Genomic DNA, 13,713 nt, shown 5'->3' with positions numbered 1-13,713 from the left:
TATCGTCCCCCCTTTGCTGTCTGTTAGATTTTGCGGAAATTCGGTAACGGATACCAGACAAGTTCAGCTCGTCCGACGATCTCTTCGTCCTTCACATACCCGACTTGCGGGTCGCGACTGTCCTTGGAAAAACCGCGGTTGTCGCCCATAACGAAAATCGTTCCGTCCGGGACGGTGAAAACTTTGTCGTTCGGAGCTGTCGGCTCCGCAATAAACGGTTCGTCCAGCTCTTGCCCGTTGCGGAAGACTTTGTAATCGTGCATCTCGATCTTGTCTCCCGGCAGGCCGATGACACGCTTGATAAAGTCCTTGCTCTCATCGGAAGGGTATTTGAACACGAGGATGTCGTTGTACTCAGGCTTATGTAAATGATAGACCAATTTGTTGACGACCAGCCGCTCGCGGTCTTGCAGCGTCGGCACCATCGACTGCCCGTCTACCATGAAGATCGCAAACAGGAATTGACGAATGATCAGGGCCAAGACAAACGCAATGATCAGGGATTTGGTCCACTCCCACGCTTCATTCTTGCGCTTCTTGCCGGTATCCAACCCGTTCGTGGTCGTTTCATGGACTTGCTCGCTCATATAGCGTGCCCTCCTGCCGTGTGACAGATACAAAGAAGGGACTTGTAACGAGTCACAAGTCCCTGGTCTTTGCTGTAATTAGCGGATCTCTTTGATACGAGCAGCTTTACCGGTAAGGTTGCGCAGGTAGTACAGTTTTGCACGACGTACGCGGCCACGGCGCATCACTTCGATCTTCTCGAACTTCGGGGTGTGGAGCGGGAAAGTACGCTCTACGCCAACGCCGTAGGAAATCTTGCGAACGGTGAAAGTAGCAGAAATGCCACCGCCACGACGCTTGATCACAACGCCTTCGAAGACCTGAATACGTTCACGGTTACCCTCTTTTACTTTCACGTGTACGCGAACGGTGTCGCCTGCCTTGAAAGTCGGGATATCCGTGCGGATTTGTTCCGCAGTGATTTGAGCCAAAAGGTTTTGGTTCATGGGTGTTACCTCCTCCCTGCAGGCGTTCATATCACGGGCCTCATAAATGGGCGCCGAACAGCGGACCGCCTTGATGTCACAAACGATATTATAGCACAGGGTTGGAGGGCTTGGCAACGCATGAAGTACGAAAACTTCTACTTAATGACACGCTTCCCGTAGAGGAAGTTTTTCGACCAATAACCGGAGGTTCCAAACTTCGTAATAGTGACACCCGGTTTCGGGATGGTGTGCAAGATTTGCCCGTTGCCCATGTACACCCCGACGTGGCCGACACGACCGTCCGAATAGCGTTCCGGGTATTTGAAGAACATCAGGTCACCCGGTTGCAACTGCGATCTCGACACACGAGTCCCGACGTTCGATTGCTGACGGGAGTCGCGCGGCAGGGAGATCCCGTTTTTGCCGAAGATGTACTGCATGAACGACGAGCAGTCCATCAAGCGCGGCGCATCGGAGGTCTTCGCCCCGAACTTGTACGGGACACCCATGTATTTCTTGCCGAGCGTGATGATCGCTTGGGCTTTGCGGGCGGCCGTCGCCGATTGGCTCGCAGTCGGCGTTGCGGCGGGTCCTTGGACGGTGTTCGGGTCCACGACAGATACGTCGGACGACCCTGTCTCCATCTCTTTTTTCAGAGACTCAACCGGCAGTTGGAGAATTTGCCCCGGCATCAGCACGTCGGAGCGCAGACCGTTGGCAGCACGAACGGCGGTTGCGGTGGTATGGTGCGCTTGGGCGATTTTGAACAGTGAGTCGCCCGAATGAACTTTGTACGTGGTCGCCGGCATCTGAACGCGTACCGACCCGTCCGGCGCGTTAAAGTACGTGAACGTGTTGAACACGGAGCTCACGGCATCCAGCGAGAGATACGTGGTGCCGTTGACGAATCGCGGAGCATGGATGTTGATCCGCTCATCGCCTTTCATCGCATGCGTTCCGCCAATGGTCACACGAACGGTCACCGATCCATCGGTCGCGCTGTACGTCTTGGTCTTGGCGTTGTAGGAAATGGCGTCGTAGTCCAAGATCTGTGCCATGTTCTTAAACGGCACATAGTAGACACCGCCGATCGAGATCGGGTTGATCGCGGTCTTGGTCACGCCGTTGATCACGACACCCGCTCTTGCAACTGATGAATAACTGACGGTTGGAACTGCATCCATGTCCGAAGCCATTGCGTTTAGGGCGTTTGGCAACGGCATCAAGGCGAACAGGGCGACAAGTGCTAAAGCCATGCGTTTGTTTTTCCGATTGTTCATCTCTATCACCTCGACTACAAGATTCATTCCACATAGCTATTGTTTGTGGACAGGGGGTCTTGCAGTCTGGGCAATAGATGGCAAGAAAGACAAAAGACCTGCCGCAGGGACAGGTCTTTTTTTTCAAGCACAGCGGGCGATCAAGAGCGCAAAAACGCGATCTCTTCCTTGTACTTTCCTTCCGGCGTTTCCAAGATTAGCGGTTTGTCCTGGGCCAGTTCGTGATGCACGATCCGCTTGATCGCCTCGGCCCCGATGGAGCCCTCTCCGATGTTGGCATGGCGGTCCTTGCGCGAGTTGAACTCGGTCTTGGAGTCGTTGATATGCCAGACTTTCAAGCGGTCGAGGCCCACGATGTCGTCGAATTGGTGCATGACTTTGTCAAAGTCGTTGACGATGTCATAGCCCGCCGAATAGAGGTGACAGGTATCGAGGCAGACGCCGAGCTTGTCCCGATGTTTGACGCGTTTGATGATCTCCGCCAGCTCTTGGAAATTGGAGCCGACTTTGGAGCCGTCCCCCGCCATCAACTCCAAGCAGACGTTGACCGTCTCTTCCCCGCTCAACACGAGATCAAGCCCTTCGGCGATGCGGTTGATCCCGTATTCAACGCCGGAGCCCGTGTGCGAGCCCGGGTGGAACACGATGTGCTTGATACCCAGATAGGTCGTGCGCTCAATGTCTTCCCGGAGCATATTCACACCGTATTCGAACGTCTCTTCCTTGCTCGACGCGAGGTTGATCAAGTACGGGGCATGAACCACCGGATCGCTCAAGTTGTGTTCTTTCATCAACTCGTACGCTTTCTCCCGGTTAAAAAGGGTGATGTCGCGAGCCTTGCCCCCTCGGTTGGAGCGGGTGTAAATCATATAGGTGTCCGCTTCGTAGCCGATCGATTCTTCGACGGCAGCGAGCAGACCATGTTTGGCAATGGAAACGTTGGCACCCAATTTCAGCATTGGAAAATCCGTCCTCTCAAGATAGTCTCCCGAAAGTGTAGCATAGGTTCCCCCCACAGGCAAACGCGCATACCCTGTGGAAAAAAGGGGATGGCAGCATGGCGAACAGCATCCGCATCTCGCTCTCCAAGCGGCAACTAAGCCTGCTTTCCGACGGCAAAGTCGTCCGCACCTACCCTGTCGGAGTCGGCAAAATCGCCACGCGCACACCGACCGGCACCTTCACGATCGTCAACAAAGCGCCCAACCCCGGTCGACGTCCCGGCGGACCCCGTACGGTGTACGGAGACTTTTGGATGGGACTCTCCAGAAAAGGCTACGGCATCCACGGCACCAACAACGAAGCCTCGATTGGCAAGTACGTCTCGCACGGTTGCATTCGGATGCACAACAAAGACGTACTCGACCTTTCCAAACGAGTCGACATCGGGACGAAAGTACAGATCGTACCCTAAAAAAAGCACCTCCCCGCATACCGGAGAGGTGCTTTCTCATGTGAGACTTGTAGGTTTGGTGCGGGTGGCCGGACTCGAACCGGCACGGGGAAACCCCGACAGATTTTAAGTCTGTTGTGTCTGCCATTCCACCACACCCGCAGGAACAGTATTTAGAATATCACATGATAAGAACTTTCGCAATAAAAAAATCGGATGATTTGCACATCCGATTCGATTTGCTAAGCTTTTGGAGGTGGTACCCGGATTTGAACCGGGGAGTGAAGGTTTTGCAGACCTTTGCCTTACCACTTGGCTATACCACCGAAAATAAAAATGGAGCGGAAGACGGGATTCGAACCCGCGACCCTCGCCTTGGCAAGGCGATGCTCTACCCCTGAGCCACTTCCGCATAACGTTTGAGGTTTGGAAAAAACAAATGGTGACCCGTACGGGATTCGAACCCGTGAATGCCGCCTTGAAAGGGCGGTGAGTTAAGCCGCTTCTCCAACGGGCCAAACAAATGGTGCCTTTTACCGGAATCGAACCGATGACCTCATCCTTACCATGGATGCGCTCTACCTACTGAGCTAAAAAGGCAAATGGCTCCCCGAGCAAGACTCGAACTTGCGACCATCCGATTAACAGTCGGGCGCTCTACCAACTGAGCTATCGAGGAATAATACATGGTGGAGAATAGCGGATTCGAACCGCTGACCCCCTGCTTGCAAGGCAGGTGCTCTACCAACTGAGCTAATCCCCCAAGGGTGAAAATGTGGTGCCGGAGAAGGGACTCGAACCCCCACGGTTTCCCGGTCGATTTTGAGTCGACTGCGTCTGCCATTCCGCCACTCCGGCGTGTAAAGTTATATTGGCTGGGGAGGAAGGGATCGAACCTTCGCATGACGGAGTCAAAGTCCGTTGCCTTACCGCTTGGCGACTCCCCATCGTTTGAATCACTGGTGACGAGAATTAAGATATCATACTCTCAATTTCGTGTCAACCTCAAGTTTGCGTATTTCTCATCTCGCAACCTCTCGCGGCGACAAGACAAATATAGCACGGGTCACGGCGTTTGGACAAGGGTTTGAAACGCCAAATTTCGACGTTTTTCGAAAAGAGATACGCAAAGCTTGTAAAAAAAGCCCCGATCGTCGCCGAACGGGGCTTTTTCTACTTCGAGGTTCCCTGCTCCCGCTTCACTTCGTCGAGAAGTTTACGGTCGTCCTTGGAAAGCTCCATGCTTTGCAAGAGGTCGGGACGACGGGTCAGCGTGCGGCGCAGAGATTCCTTGCGCCGCCAGCGCTCGACGTTGCCGTGGTGACCGGAGAGCAGCACGTCAGGCACCTTCCAGCCGCGAAATTCGGCAGGACGGGTGTAGTGCGGATACTCCAGCAGACCCTCGCGGAACGAGTCCAGTACGGCGGAGGTGTTGTTGCCAAGCACGCCCGGCAACAACCGGGTTACGCTGTCCACGATCACCATCGCCGGCAGCTCTCCCCCCGTCAGCACATAGTCCCCGATCGAGATCTCGTCTGTGACGAGATACTGGCGAATGCGTTCATCGTAGCCCTCATAGTGGCCCGCGATGATCACCAGATGCTCCTCAGAGGCGAAATCAAGGGCTTTGGCTTGCGAGAAGACTTCTCCCTGCGGGCAGGTCAAGATGACGCGTGGAGAGCTTGTCCCCGCCTCCTGTTGCTCGGTAAGCGATTCGACGGCAGAGAAAATCGGTTCAGGCTTGAGGACCATGCCGCCGCCGCCACCGTAAGGGGTGTCGTCGACGGTGTTATGTTTGTTGTTGGAGTAGGCGCGGAAATCGATCAAGTTGATCTCCACCAAGCCCTCGCGGCGGGCGCGGCCGAGAATGGAAGAGTTGATCACACCTTCGAACATCTCCGGGAAAATCGTCACGATGTCAATGCGCACGTTGGTTCCCTCCTACCCTCAGTCCAGCAGGCCCGGCAGGATATGTACAAGAACTTTTTTGTTCTCCACGTCTACATCCAACACACAACTCGGAATGACCGGCAACAGAATGTCCTTGCCCTTGGGCGGCTTCACGACGTAGACGTCGTTCGCCCCCGGTTGGAGTACGTCCTTGAGGACGCCAAGCACTTCTCCTTCATCGGTGACAACCTGGCAGCCAATCAATTGGTAGATGTAGTACGTGTTCTCCGGCAGTTCGACGAGGTCTTGTTCGCGGACCATCAGGTCGCCGCCTTTGTACTTTTCCACATCATTGATATTGAAATGCCCCTCAAATGTCAGTAGGATGAATTGCTTGTGCGGTCGGGACGACGAAATTTTCAACTCAATTGGCTTTTGGAAGTTCGGATGCACGAGCAGAACGGTCGAGCCTGACTTAAAACGGACATCATCAAAGTCTGTCCGTGACACGACGCGCACTTCTCCGCGCACCCCTTGGGTGTTCACCAAGTGGCCGACGAGGATCAGTTGCTCCTTTTTCATTAAAGACCCGCGCGGCGAATTTCTACGACTACGCCGTCCTTGAGCACGATTTCGTTCACTTGTACTTTTTCTTCCCAGTTGTCGCCCACACGAATGTCGACCGTCGATTCGACTTGGCCGCCGTTGATTTCCGCACCAATCTCCGATTGCTGAATTTGCACGAGTTGCTGCATCAGTTGTTCACGACGCTCCATGCGTGCGCCGCGCTCTTGGTTGATGCGCGCGGTCAGACCTTGCACAGCTTCCGGGCCGTGTTGTTCTGCATCTTGCAACGCTTTGCGCGCTTGGAATTCGATCTGCTCCAGTTCGTGCTGGATGCCTTGGATCGCTTGGTTGATTTCACCGGTAATGCCTTTCTTGGTTCCTTCGGTCAAGATCAGCTTAATCGCCACAGGTACTTTTACAGTAAACAATGAAATTCACACTCCTTTGGTATGTTCCTTATTATACCACAAACAAAAAAGCTAGGGAGCATCTCTGCTTCCTAGCTTTCGTTGCGTCACACGATTTCAATCAAACGATTTCAATGGTGACTTTCTTGGTTTGTCCGGCAGCGGCGGCCGCGACGACAGTGCGCAGCGCCTTCGCTACCCGGCCTTGTTTGCCGATAATCTTCCCCATATCGGACGGGAAGACGGACAATTCGTACACGATTGCATCATCCAGAACCACTTCGGATACCCGAACTTGGTCAGGCTGATCGACAAGAGCCTTCGCAATGGTTTCCACCAATTGCTTCATGCTTACTTGCCTGCTTTCGCTTCGTGTACCTTCTTGAGGATGCCGGTCTTAGAGAAGAGGTTCTTCACGGTATCGGACGGTTGTGCACCGTTGTTCAGCCATGCGATTGCTTTCTCTTCATCGATGTTGATTTGAGCCGGTTGGGTAACCGGGTTATAGGTACCGATCTCCTCGATGAAACGACCGTCACGCGGAGAACGGGAATCAGCTACTACCAGACGGTAGAACGGAGCTTTCTTCTGACCCATACGCTTGAGACGAATCTTAACTGCCATTTTATTTTCACCTCCACAGAATCAAAATCATATCATAACTTCCGTTCCAAGGGAACAGAAAAGTTGATAACTCATCAAATTTTGTTGCGATGATGACAATCTACGGCATGAACGGGAGTTTGAAACCACCCTTGCCCTTCTTGCCTTTCATCTTCTTCGCCATTCCGGAGAACTGCTTCATCATCTTCTGCATGTCTTCGAATTGCTTCAAGAGACGGTTGACTTCCTGCACCGAGGTTCCGCTCCCGGCCGCGATGCGTTTGCGGCGGCTGGAGTTGATCACACCCGGTTCCGTGCGCTCCACCGGCGTCATCGAGCGAATAATCGCTTCGACACGGCCGATTTGCTTGTCATCCACGTTGACGTTCTGCATGCCCTTGATCTTGTTCATGCCGGGCAGCATCCCCATGATCTGGTCGAGCGGGCCCATTTGCTTGACCTGCTGCAACTGATCGAGGAAGTCTTCGAGCGTGAAGTCGGCATTGCGCATCTTCCGTTCGAGGTCGAGCGCTTTGTCCTTGTCGATGTTCGCTTGCGCTTTCTCGATCAAGGTCAATACGTCGCCCATCCCGAGGATGCGGGACGCCATGCGGTCCGGATGGAAAGGTTCGATCGCGTCGATTTTCTCCCCGATGCCGGCGTACTTGATCGGCGTGCCGGTGACGGCACGGATCGAGAGGGCGGCACCGCCGCGGGTATCCCCGTCGAGCTTGGTGAGGATCGCGCCCGTCACGTCGAGCTGCGTGTTGAAGCTCTCCGCTACGTTGACAGCATCTTGACCGGTCATCGCATCGACGACCAACAGGATCTCGTCCGGTTGCACGGTTTCCTTGATCTGCTTGAGTTCGTCCATCAACGCTTCATCAATATGCAAACGACCTGCGGTGTCGATCAGAACATAGTCATGACCGTGCGACTTTGCGTGCTCCATCGCTTGGCGGGCAATCTCGACCGGGCTGACCTCGTTGCCGAGGGAGAACACCGGGACGTCGAGCTGTTCGCCGAGCACTTGGAGTTGCTTAATGGCAGCCGGACGATAGACGTCGCAGGCGACAAGCAACGGTTTCTTGCGGTCTTTCTGCAGAAGTTTCGCCAACTTGCCGGTGTGGGTGGTCTTACCTGCCCCTTGCAAGCCGACCATCATGTACACGGTCGGTGGTTTGGAGGAGACGGTGAGCTTGGCTTGCTCGCCCCCCATCAACGCGGTGAGTTCTTCGTTGACGATCTTGATGACATGTTGTCCCGGAGTCAGGCTTTGCAGGACTTCCTGTCCTACTGCACGCTCCTTGACCTTCGCCACAAAGTCTTTGACGACTTTGAAGTTGACGTCGGCCTCCAGGAGTGCGAGTCGCACTTCCCGCATGGCTTCAGTTACGTCCGATTCACTGAGCTTGCCCTTGCCGCGCAAACGGTTAAAGGTGTCCTGTAATCGGTTCGCCAATCCTTCGAAGACCATGGCCATCCTCCTCTGTGTCGGTTATTCCTCGATCAATTCGCGCACGAGAGCCGAGATCTGCTCACGCTCCTGTTGCGACGGGTTGTTCTCGAGGAGCGACAACACCCGACTTCCGACTTCGCGGCGGCGTTCAAACCGCTCGACCAAGTGCAACTTCGCCTCATAGTCGAGCAACTGTGCGCTCGCCCGGCGGATGTTGTCATGTACAGCCTGTCGAGAGATCTCAAACTGCTCGGCAATCTCTGCCAAACTGAGGTCGTCCAGGTAGTACAATTCTACAAATTCACGTTGCTTCTCGGTGAGCATCACGCCGTAGAAGTCGTATAACAGGTTCATCTGGGTGGTCTTTTCTAGCATGTCCGACGCCCCTCTGCCTGTCAAGTCGATTTGCTTTACAGACGTATATTACTGAAAAGCATGCGTGTTGTCAACTCTCTCGTGAAAAATCTTTCTATTCGTGCTCTTCCTCGTCTCCGGTGAACAGCGCAGAGACGAATTCTTGCGGTGCAAACGGCTGCAGATCGTCGATCTTTTCCCCGAGACCGACGAATTTGACGGGCAATTCCAGCTCTTTGCGGATCGCGACGACGATCCCGCCTTTGGCCGTGCCGTCCAGTTTCGTCAGCACGATGCCGGTGACGCCGGCGGTCGCGCCAAACAGTTTGGCTTGTTGAAGTGCATTTTGCCCGGTGGTGGCATCGAGGACGAGCAAGACCTCGTGCGGAGCATCCGGCACTTCGCGCTTGATGACTCGGTAGACTTTGTTCAATTCATCCATGAGGTTGGACTTGTTCTGCAGACGACCTGCGGTGTCGCAGAGCAGGACGTCCGCTTTGCGGGCGCGTGCAGCGGCCAGACCGTCGAAGATGACAGCTGCCGGGTCGGAGCCTGCCGACTGCTTGATCACGTCGACGCCGGCGCGTTGGCCCCAGACTTCCAACTGTTCAATCGCCCCGGCGCGGAACGTATCGCCCGCGGCGAGGATGACTTTTTTGCCTTCTGATTTGAACTTGTGGGCAAGTTTACCGATCGTCGTGGTTTTGCCGACGCCGTTGACCCCGACGAAGAGGATGACGGTCAGTTGGTCGTTTGGCGCCATGCGCAGGCCCTCTTGCTCGGTGCCCATCAGCTCTGCGAGCTTCTCTTGGAGGACGGGGCGCAACTCTTCCGCTTGGGTGAGTTTGCGCTTTTTGACCTCGGAGCGCAATTCCTCCATGATCTCCATGACGGTGTTGACGCCGACGTCTGCCATGATCAGCGCTTCCTCCAACTCCTCGTAAAACTCTTCGTCGATCTTGCGGCCAAACGAGATGATCGATTCGACCTTGCCCATGAAGGCATCGCGCGTTTTGGCGAGACCTTCCTTAATCTTGCTGAAAAAACCCATACCCAACACTCCCTTCTACTATATAAAGCGGCGAGAATCAACTCGTCAATTCCATCGCTTGGTCGATGAGGCGTACCGAGACGACCTTGGAGACGCCCGATTCTTGCATCGTCACGCCGTAGAGCACGTCGGCCCCTTCCATCGTGCCTTTGCGGTGCGTGACGACGATGAACTGCGTCTGCTTGGAAAAGTCGCGCAGGTACATCGAATAACGGGCCACGTTGGCATCATCGAGCGCCGCTTCGACTTCATCGAGCACGCAAAACGGCACCGGCTTGATGCGCAAAATCGCAAACAGCAACGCAAGCGCCGCCAGTGCCCGTTCGCCGCCTGAGAGCAGCTGCAGGTTCTGCAGCTTTTTCCCCGGCGGTTGGGCGACGACGTCGATGCCTGTCGTGAGCGGCTTCTCCGGGTCGGTGAGGATCAAGTCGGCACGTCCACCGCCAAACAGCGCCACGAACACATCGCAGAACTGTTCACGGATCGCATAGAACGTTTCATTGAAGCGCTTCGACATCTCGCCTTCGATCTCGCGGATGACCTCGTACAACTGCTCCACCGCTTTGACCAAGTCATCGCGTTGCTCAGTCAAGTACGCATGACGCTCTTGCATCCTCGCGTACTCTTCGATCGCACCGAAGTTGACATCGCCTAACCGCTCGATCTCGCGGCGGAATTCTTGCACTTTGCGCTTGGTGATGCCCAGTTCCTCCGGCATCGGGTAGCGTTCCTTGGCGAGTTCAAACGAGATGTGGTATTCCTCGGCGAGTTTGGTCAACGAGTTGTTCAGCTCAACGTCGAGACGGTTGACTTTGACTTCGTTGTGGTGGACGAGTTGTTCGAGGTTCTTCAATTGCAGACGAGCTTCCCGCAGTTGAGCTTCTGTCGCACTCATCCGGGACGTGAGCGCCAGTTTGGCTTCGCGATGTGCGTCCAACTTGGCTTCCGCTTCCTTGCGGTGCTCTTCAAAGTTTGTATAGAGAGACTCGGCGGATTGGAGTTCTTGCGCGGTCTCTTCGAGACGCTGAACCAGCGCGTTGCGTTCCTGCTCCCGCGCTTCCATTTCGGTGGCAAGCTCAGCAAGTCGCGCGCCCAGGCGTTCGACGTTGCTTTTGACGTTGGCATACTCTTGCTCGACGCCCGCCAGTTTGACTTTGAACGCCGTCACTTCCTCATTGACGTCTGCAGCGACATTTTGCTGTTCTCGAAGCACGGTTTGGAGTTCGTCGACCGCTTTTTGCAGAGAGATCGTTTCGGACTCCAGCACAACGAGCGAGTTGCGGACCCCGTCTTGCTTGTTGAGATTGTCTTTTTCCTCCAAACGGTACTGCCCCAATTCCAGTGTCACCAGTTCGAGGCGCTCTTCAACCCCGCGAAGTTGCACGGTGAGTTCACGAATCTGCGCGTCGTAGCTGTACAACGATCCGCGCTGCTGCTCGCTTTGCTCCGACAGTCGGGTGATTTCGGACTTGGCTTGTTGAAGTTGTTTGTCTTTTTCTTCGTAGACGGATTGGGCATCGGCGATTTTTTTGTTCATCGCTTTCAGTTTTTCTTCCATCTCTTCGATCTCGCGGGTACGTCCGAGCAGGGACGTGCCTTTTTTCTGAACAGAACCCCCGGTCATCGAACCGCCGGGGTTGACGACGTCTCCGTCAAGGGTGACGATGCGCACGCGGTATTGCAACAGGCGTGCGAGGGCGTTCGCGTCGGCAATGGCACGGGCGACGAGAACGGAGCCCAAGAGGTTGTCCACGATGTTTTGGTATTGCGGGTCGCATTTGACAAGTTCGGACGCGATGCCGACGAAGCCGCTGTGACCTTGGATCGTCGTGCGCTCATGCTTGCCAAGCGGACGCCCTTTGATCACATCTTGCGGCATGAAGGTCGCACGACCCCCACCGCTGTTTTTCAAAAAATGAATGGCGTCGCGGCCGGCTTTCTCGTCGCGAACAACGACGTTCTGCATGGCGCCGCCCAGAGCGGTCTCCATCGCCAATTCGTACTCGCGGGGAACCTGCATCAGTTCGGCGACGGCGCCTTTTACCCCTTGCACGTTGCCACGTTGGGCGGCTTGGAGGATGTTCCGTACACCGACTTGGTAGCCTCCGTACTGAGATTCCATGTCGCGCAAGAGTTCCAGCCGCGAACGGTGCGAAGCGTGGTCGGTCTGCCATTGGCGGAGGATGCCGCTGCGTTTTTCTTGGTCACGGGTTTCGGACTCGACTTTCTGACGCAGAGTTTGGAGCATCTCCACGACTTCCGCTTCCTGTGCGCCCTCTTCCCCGCGCAGTTTGTTGGCTTCCTCAAGCGCTTGACGCAACTGCTTGACGCGCTCGGTGAAGTCGCGCTCCTCCTCCATTTGGCGGGACAGGCGGCGTTGGAGGATTTCTAGCGAGGATTCGAGATTTTTCAGCTCGTTGCGCTTGGAGGCGCTGTCGTTGAGCTTCTCGATCAAGTCCGACTTCATGCGCTCGACTTCGCCTTCGCGTTCGGCGCGGTCGAGGAAGCCCTTGGCGAGGTTCAGCTTCTCTTCCAAGTCGCGTTTTACGTTCTCGATATGTCTGTGCAGAGAAGTGGCCTTCGCCTGCTCCTCGGTGAACAAAGCGGTGTTCTGCTCCCGATCACGGAGCAGTTTTTCCAAGACGGCGTCGAGGTCGGTTCGGCTGACTTGTAAGTTCCGTTGGCGCTCCTGCAAAAGTTTGCGGTGGCCTTCCGACTTTTCATGTTCTTGAACGACCTCGACGAGCGCTTTCTGAGCGGTTTCGATCGACTCTTCAATCTGGGTGAGTTCCCAGCGCAGTTTTTCGTAGTCCGATTCTTGGGAGCTTACAATCGCGGACTTGTCGAGGTGGTCGTTGGCGAGTTTGTCGCCCTCCCCGCTGCCTTCCGTCCAACGGCGGTGCAGGTCCTCGATGTCGTGGACGTAGAGCGCGACTTCGTAACGCTCCAACTGTTGCCGGAGTTCGCGGGCTTCCTTGGCGACCTCCGCTTGGTAGCCCATCGGTTCCATGGAAGCGTCGAGTTCGCCGATGACGTCGCCGATTCGGATGAGATTGGCGGTTGTCTCGTCGAGTTTTTTCTCCGCTTCTTTTTTGCGGGATTTGTATTTGACGATCCCGGCGGCTTCTTCAAAAATACCGCGGCGGTCCTCCGATTTGTTGGACAAAATCTCGTCGATGCGGCCTTGGCCGATGATCGAGTAGGCTTCCTTGCCAAGACCGGTGTCCATGAACAGTTCGGTGATGTCCTTCAAGCGGCACGATTGCTTGTTGATCATATATTCGGAATCGCCCGAGCGGTACACGCGGCGGGTGACGGTGACTTCGTTATAATCGAGGTCAAGTTCGCGGTTGGCGTTGTCGAGCGTGAGCGACACTTCGCAAAAGTTAACGGCCTTGCGCCCGTCAGAACCTGCGAAAATAACGTCCTCCATCTTGGCCCCGCGCAAGGACTTGGCACTCTGTTCACCAAGAACCCAGCGGATGGCGTCGGAGATGTTCGATTTGCCGGAACCGTTGGGTCCAACGACCGCCGTAACGCCCGGAACGAATTCCAACTCCGTGCGGTCGGCAAACGACTTGAATCCGATCGCCTCTATTCGTTTCAGATACAACGTGTTCCCCTCCAGAAGCATCGAATGGGCTTTCAACCTATCTATTTTATCATAGTGTTTGAATTCTTGTGAGAGAGAATGGGGGGCTTTTTTTGTGCTTT

14 protein-coding genes and 9 tRNA genes are annotated in these 13,713 nt (G+C 55.1%); 1 reads left to right on the top strand and 22 read right to left on the bottom strand.

The features are described 5' to 3' along the window. Nucleotides 1-23: 23 nt before the first annotated feature. From lepB to JJB07_RS19955, 4 genes are all read right to left on the bottom strand, one after another. Complete coding sequence (lepB, locus tag JJB07_RS19970; protein ID WP_201637875.1) at nt 24-587, bottom strand: signal peptidase I; 564 nt, start codon at nt 585-587, stop codon at nt 24-26. Nucleotides 588-665: 78 nt separating this feature from the next. Further along, nucleotides 666-1,013, bottom strand: a complete 348-nt coding sequence (rplS, locus tag JJB07_RS19965; RefSeq protein ID WP_201637874.1) for a 50S ribosomal protein L19 — start codon at nt 1,011-1,013, stop codon at nt 666-668. Between the two features lie 137 nt (nt 1,014-1,150). After that, nucleotides 1,151-2,275, bottom strand: coding sequence for a C40 family peptidase (locus tag JJB07_RS19960; protein ID WP_236588241.1), 1,125 nt, complete (start codon nt 2,273-2,275; stop codon nt 1,151-1,153). 140 nt (nt 2,276-2,415) lie between these two features. Further along, the gene (locus JJB07_RS19955) at nt 2,416-3,234 is read right to left on the bottom strand and encodes a deoxyribonuclease IV (protein WP_201637873.1); all 819 of its coding nucleotides are present in this window, start codon (nt 3,232-3,234) and stop codon (nt 2,416-2,418) included. Nucleotides 3,235-3,332: 98 nt separating this feature from the next. On the opposite strand from JJB07_RS19955, the gene JJB07_RS19950 reads away from it, so the two are divergent. After that, nucleotides 3,333-3,689 carry a L,D-transpeptidase gene (locus JJB07_RS19950; RefSeq protein WP_201637872.1) on the top strand — a complete coding sequence of 119 codons (357 nt, stop codon included), beginning with the start codon at nt 3,333-3,335 and terminating at the stop codon, nt 3,687-3,689. A gap of 56 nt (nt 3,690-3,745) precedes the next feature. Here JJB07_RS19950 and JJB07_RS19945 read toward each other — a convergent pair. From JJB07_RS19945 to smc, 18 genes are all read right to left on the bottom strand, one after another. Further along, nucleotides 3,746-3,830 (bottom strand) — tRNA-Leu (locus tag JJB07_RS19945). 89 nt (nt 3,831-3,919) lie between these two features. Further along, a tRNA-Cys gene (locus JJB07_RS19940) sits at nt 3,920-3,994 on the bottom strand. A gap of 11 nt (nt 3,995-4,005) precedes the next feature. Beyond that, nucleotides 4,006-4,080, bottom strand: a tRNA-Gly gene (locus JJB07_RS19935). A 28-nt stretch (nt 4,081-4,108) separates the two neighbouring features. After that, nucleotides 4,109-4,185, bottom strand: a tRNA-Glu gene (locus JJB07_RS19930). Nucleotides 4,186-4,192: 7 nt separating this feature from the next. Beyond that, nucleotides 4,193-4,268: transfer RNA gene (locus JJB07_RS19925), tRNA-Thr, on the bottom strand. Nucleotides 4,269-4,271: 3 nt separating this feature from the next. Beyond that, a tRNA-Asn gene (locus tag JJB07_RS19920) sits at nt 4,272-4,347 on the bottom strand. Between the two features lie 8 nt (nt 4,348-4,355). Then, nucleotides 4,356-4,431 (bottom strand) — tRNA-Ala (locus JJB07_RS19915). Between the two features lie 13 nt (nt 4,432-4,444). Next, nucleotides 4,445-4,526, bottom strand: a tRNA-Leu gene (locus tag JJB07_RS19910). 14 nt (nt 4,527-4,540) lie between these two features. After that, nucleotides 4,541-4,615 (bottom strand) — tRNA-Gln (locus JJB07_RS19905). Nucleotides 4,616-4,841: 226 nt separating this feature from the next. After that, nucleotides 4,842-5,597: a tRNA (guanosine(37)-N1)-methyltransferase TrmD gene (trmD, locus tag JJB07_RS19900; RefSeq protein ID WP_201637871.1), complete on the bottom strand. Its 756-nt coding sequence runs from the start codon at nt 5,595-5,597 to the stop codon at nt 4,842-4,844. A gap of 18 nt (nt 5,598-5,615) precedes the next feature. Beyond that, on the bottom strand, nt 5,616-6,140 hold the full coding sequence (gene rimM / locus JJB07_RS19895; protein WP_201637870.1) for a ribosome maturation factor RimM: 525 nt from the start codon (nt 6,138-6,140) through the stop codon (nt 5,616-5,618). Then, nucleotides 6,140-6,553, bottom strand: a complete 414-nt coding sequence (locus JJB07_RS19890) for a YlqD family protein (protein WP_201637869.1) — start codon at nt 6,551-6,553, stop codon at nt 6,140-6,142. Before JJB07_RS19890 ends, rimM begins: the two co-directional genes overlap by 1 nt. A gap of 100 nt (nt 6,554-6,653) precedes the next feature. Beyond that, nucleotides 6,654-6,881: a KH domain-containing protein gene (locus JJB07_RS19885; protein ID WP_201637868.1), complete on the bottom strand. Its 228-nt coding sequence runs from the start codon at nt 6,879-6,881 to the stop codon at nt 6,654-6,656. 2 nt (nt 6,882-6,883) lie between these two features. Further along, the gene (gene rpsP, locus JJB07_RS19880; protein ID WP_038091672.1) at nt 6,884-7,156 is read right to left on the bottom strand and encodes a 30S ribosomal protein S16; all 273 of its coding nucleotides are present in this window, start codon (nt 7,154-7,156) and stop codon (nt 6,884-6,886) included. A 100-nt stretch (nt 7,157-7,256) separates the two neighbouring features. Beyond that, nucleotides 7,257-8,612: a signal recognition particle protein gene (gene ffh, locus JJB07_RS19875; protein ID WP_201637867.1), complete on the bottom strand. Its 1,356-nt coding sequence runs from the start codon at nt 8,610-8,612 to the stop codon at nt 7,257-7,259. Between the two features lie 21 nt (nt 8,613-8,633). Then, the gene (locus tag JJB07_RS19870; protein WP_201637866.1) at nt 8,634-8,969 is read right to left on the bottom strand and encodes a putative DNA-binding protein; all 336 of its coding nucleotides are present in this window, start codon (nt 8,967-8,969) and stop codon (nt 8,634-8,636) included. A gap of 94 nt (nt 8,970-9,063) precedes the next feature. Next, the gene (ftsY, locus tag JJB07_RS19865) at nt 9,064-9,999 is read right to left on the bottom strand and encodes a signal recognition particle-docking protein FtsY (RefSeq protein WP_201637865.1); all 936 of its coding nucleotides are present in this window, start codon (nt 9,997-9,999) and stop codon (nt 9,064-9,066) included. A gap of 37 nt (nt 10,000-10,036) precedes the next feature. After that, a complete protein-coding gene (smc, locus tag JJB07_RS19860) occupies nt 10,037-13,612 on the bottom strand; it encodes a chromosome segregation protein SMC (RefSeq protein WP_201637864.1) in 3,576 nt (1,191 codons plus the stop codon). Between the last annotated feature and the right edge of the window lie 101 nt (nt 13,613-13,713).

The sequence above is a fragment of the Tumebacillus amylolyticus genome, assembly GCF_016722965.1.
Taxonomy (GTDB): domain Bacteria; phylum Bacillota; class Bacilli; order Tumebacillales; family Tumebacillaceae; genus Tumebacillus; species Tumebacillus amylolyticus.
The sequence above is the reverse complement of the archived record's forward strand: the minus strand, read 5'-3'. Positions and strand labels throughout refer to the sequence as shown.

What these genes read in the sequence shown, in the direction of transcription:
- lepB (WP_201637875.1), bottom strand. Translation starts at nt 587, where the DNA reads ATGAGCGAGCAAGTCCATGAAACGACCACGAACGGGTTGGATACCGGC.
- rplS (WP_201637874.1), bottom strand. Translation starts at nt 1,013, where the DNA reads ATGAACCAAAACCTTTTGGCTCAAATCACTGCGGAACAAATCCGCACG.
- JJB07_RS19960 (WP_236588241.1), bottom strand. Translation starts at nt 2,275, where the DNA reads ATGAACAATCGGAAAAACAAACGCATGGCTTTAGCACTTGTCGCCCTG.
- JJB07_RS19955 (WP_201637873.1), bottom strand. Translation starts at nt 3,234, where the DNA reads ATGCTGAAATTGGGTGCCAACGTTTCCATTGCCAAACATGGTCTGCTC.
- JJB07_RS19950 (WP_201637872.1), top strand. Translation starts at nt 3,333, where the DNA reads ATGGCGAACAGCATCCGCATCTCGCTCTCCAAGCGGCAACTAAGCCTG.
- rimM (WP_201637870.1), bottom strand. Translation starts at nt 6,140, where the DNA reads ATGAAAAAGGAGCAACTGATCCTCGTCGGCCACTTGGTGAACACCCAA.
- JJB07_RS19885 (WP_201637868.1), bottom strand. Translation starts at nt 6,881, where the DNA reads ATGAAGCAATTGGTGGAAACCATTGCGAAGGCTCTTGTCGATCAGCCT.
- rpsP (WP_038091672.1), bottom strand. Translation starts at nt 7,156, where the DNA reads ATGGCAGTTAAGATTCGTCTCAAGCGTATGGGTCAGAAGAAAGCTCCG.
- ffh (WP_201637867.1), bottom strand. Translation starts at nt 8,612, where the DNA reads ATGGTCTTCGAAGGATTGGCGAACCGATTACAGGACACCTTTAACCGT.
- JJB07_RS19870 (WP_201637866.1), bottom strand. Translation starts at nt 8,969, where the DNA reads ATGCTAGAAAAGACCACCCAGATGAACCTGTTATACGACTTCTACGGC.
- ftsY (WP_201637865.1), bottom strand. Translation starts at nt 9,999, where the DNA reads ATGGGTTTTTTCAGCAAGATTAAGGAAGGTCTCGCCAAAACGCGCGAT.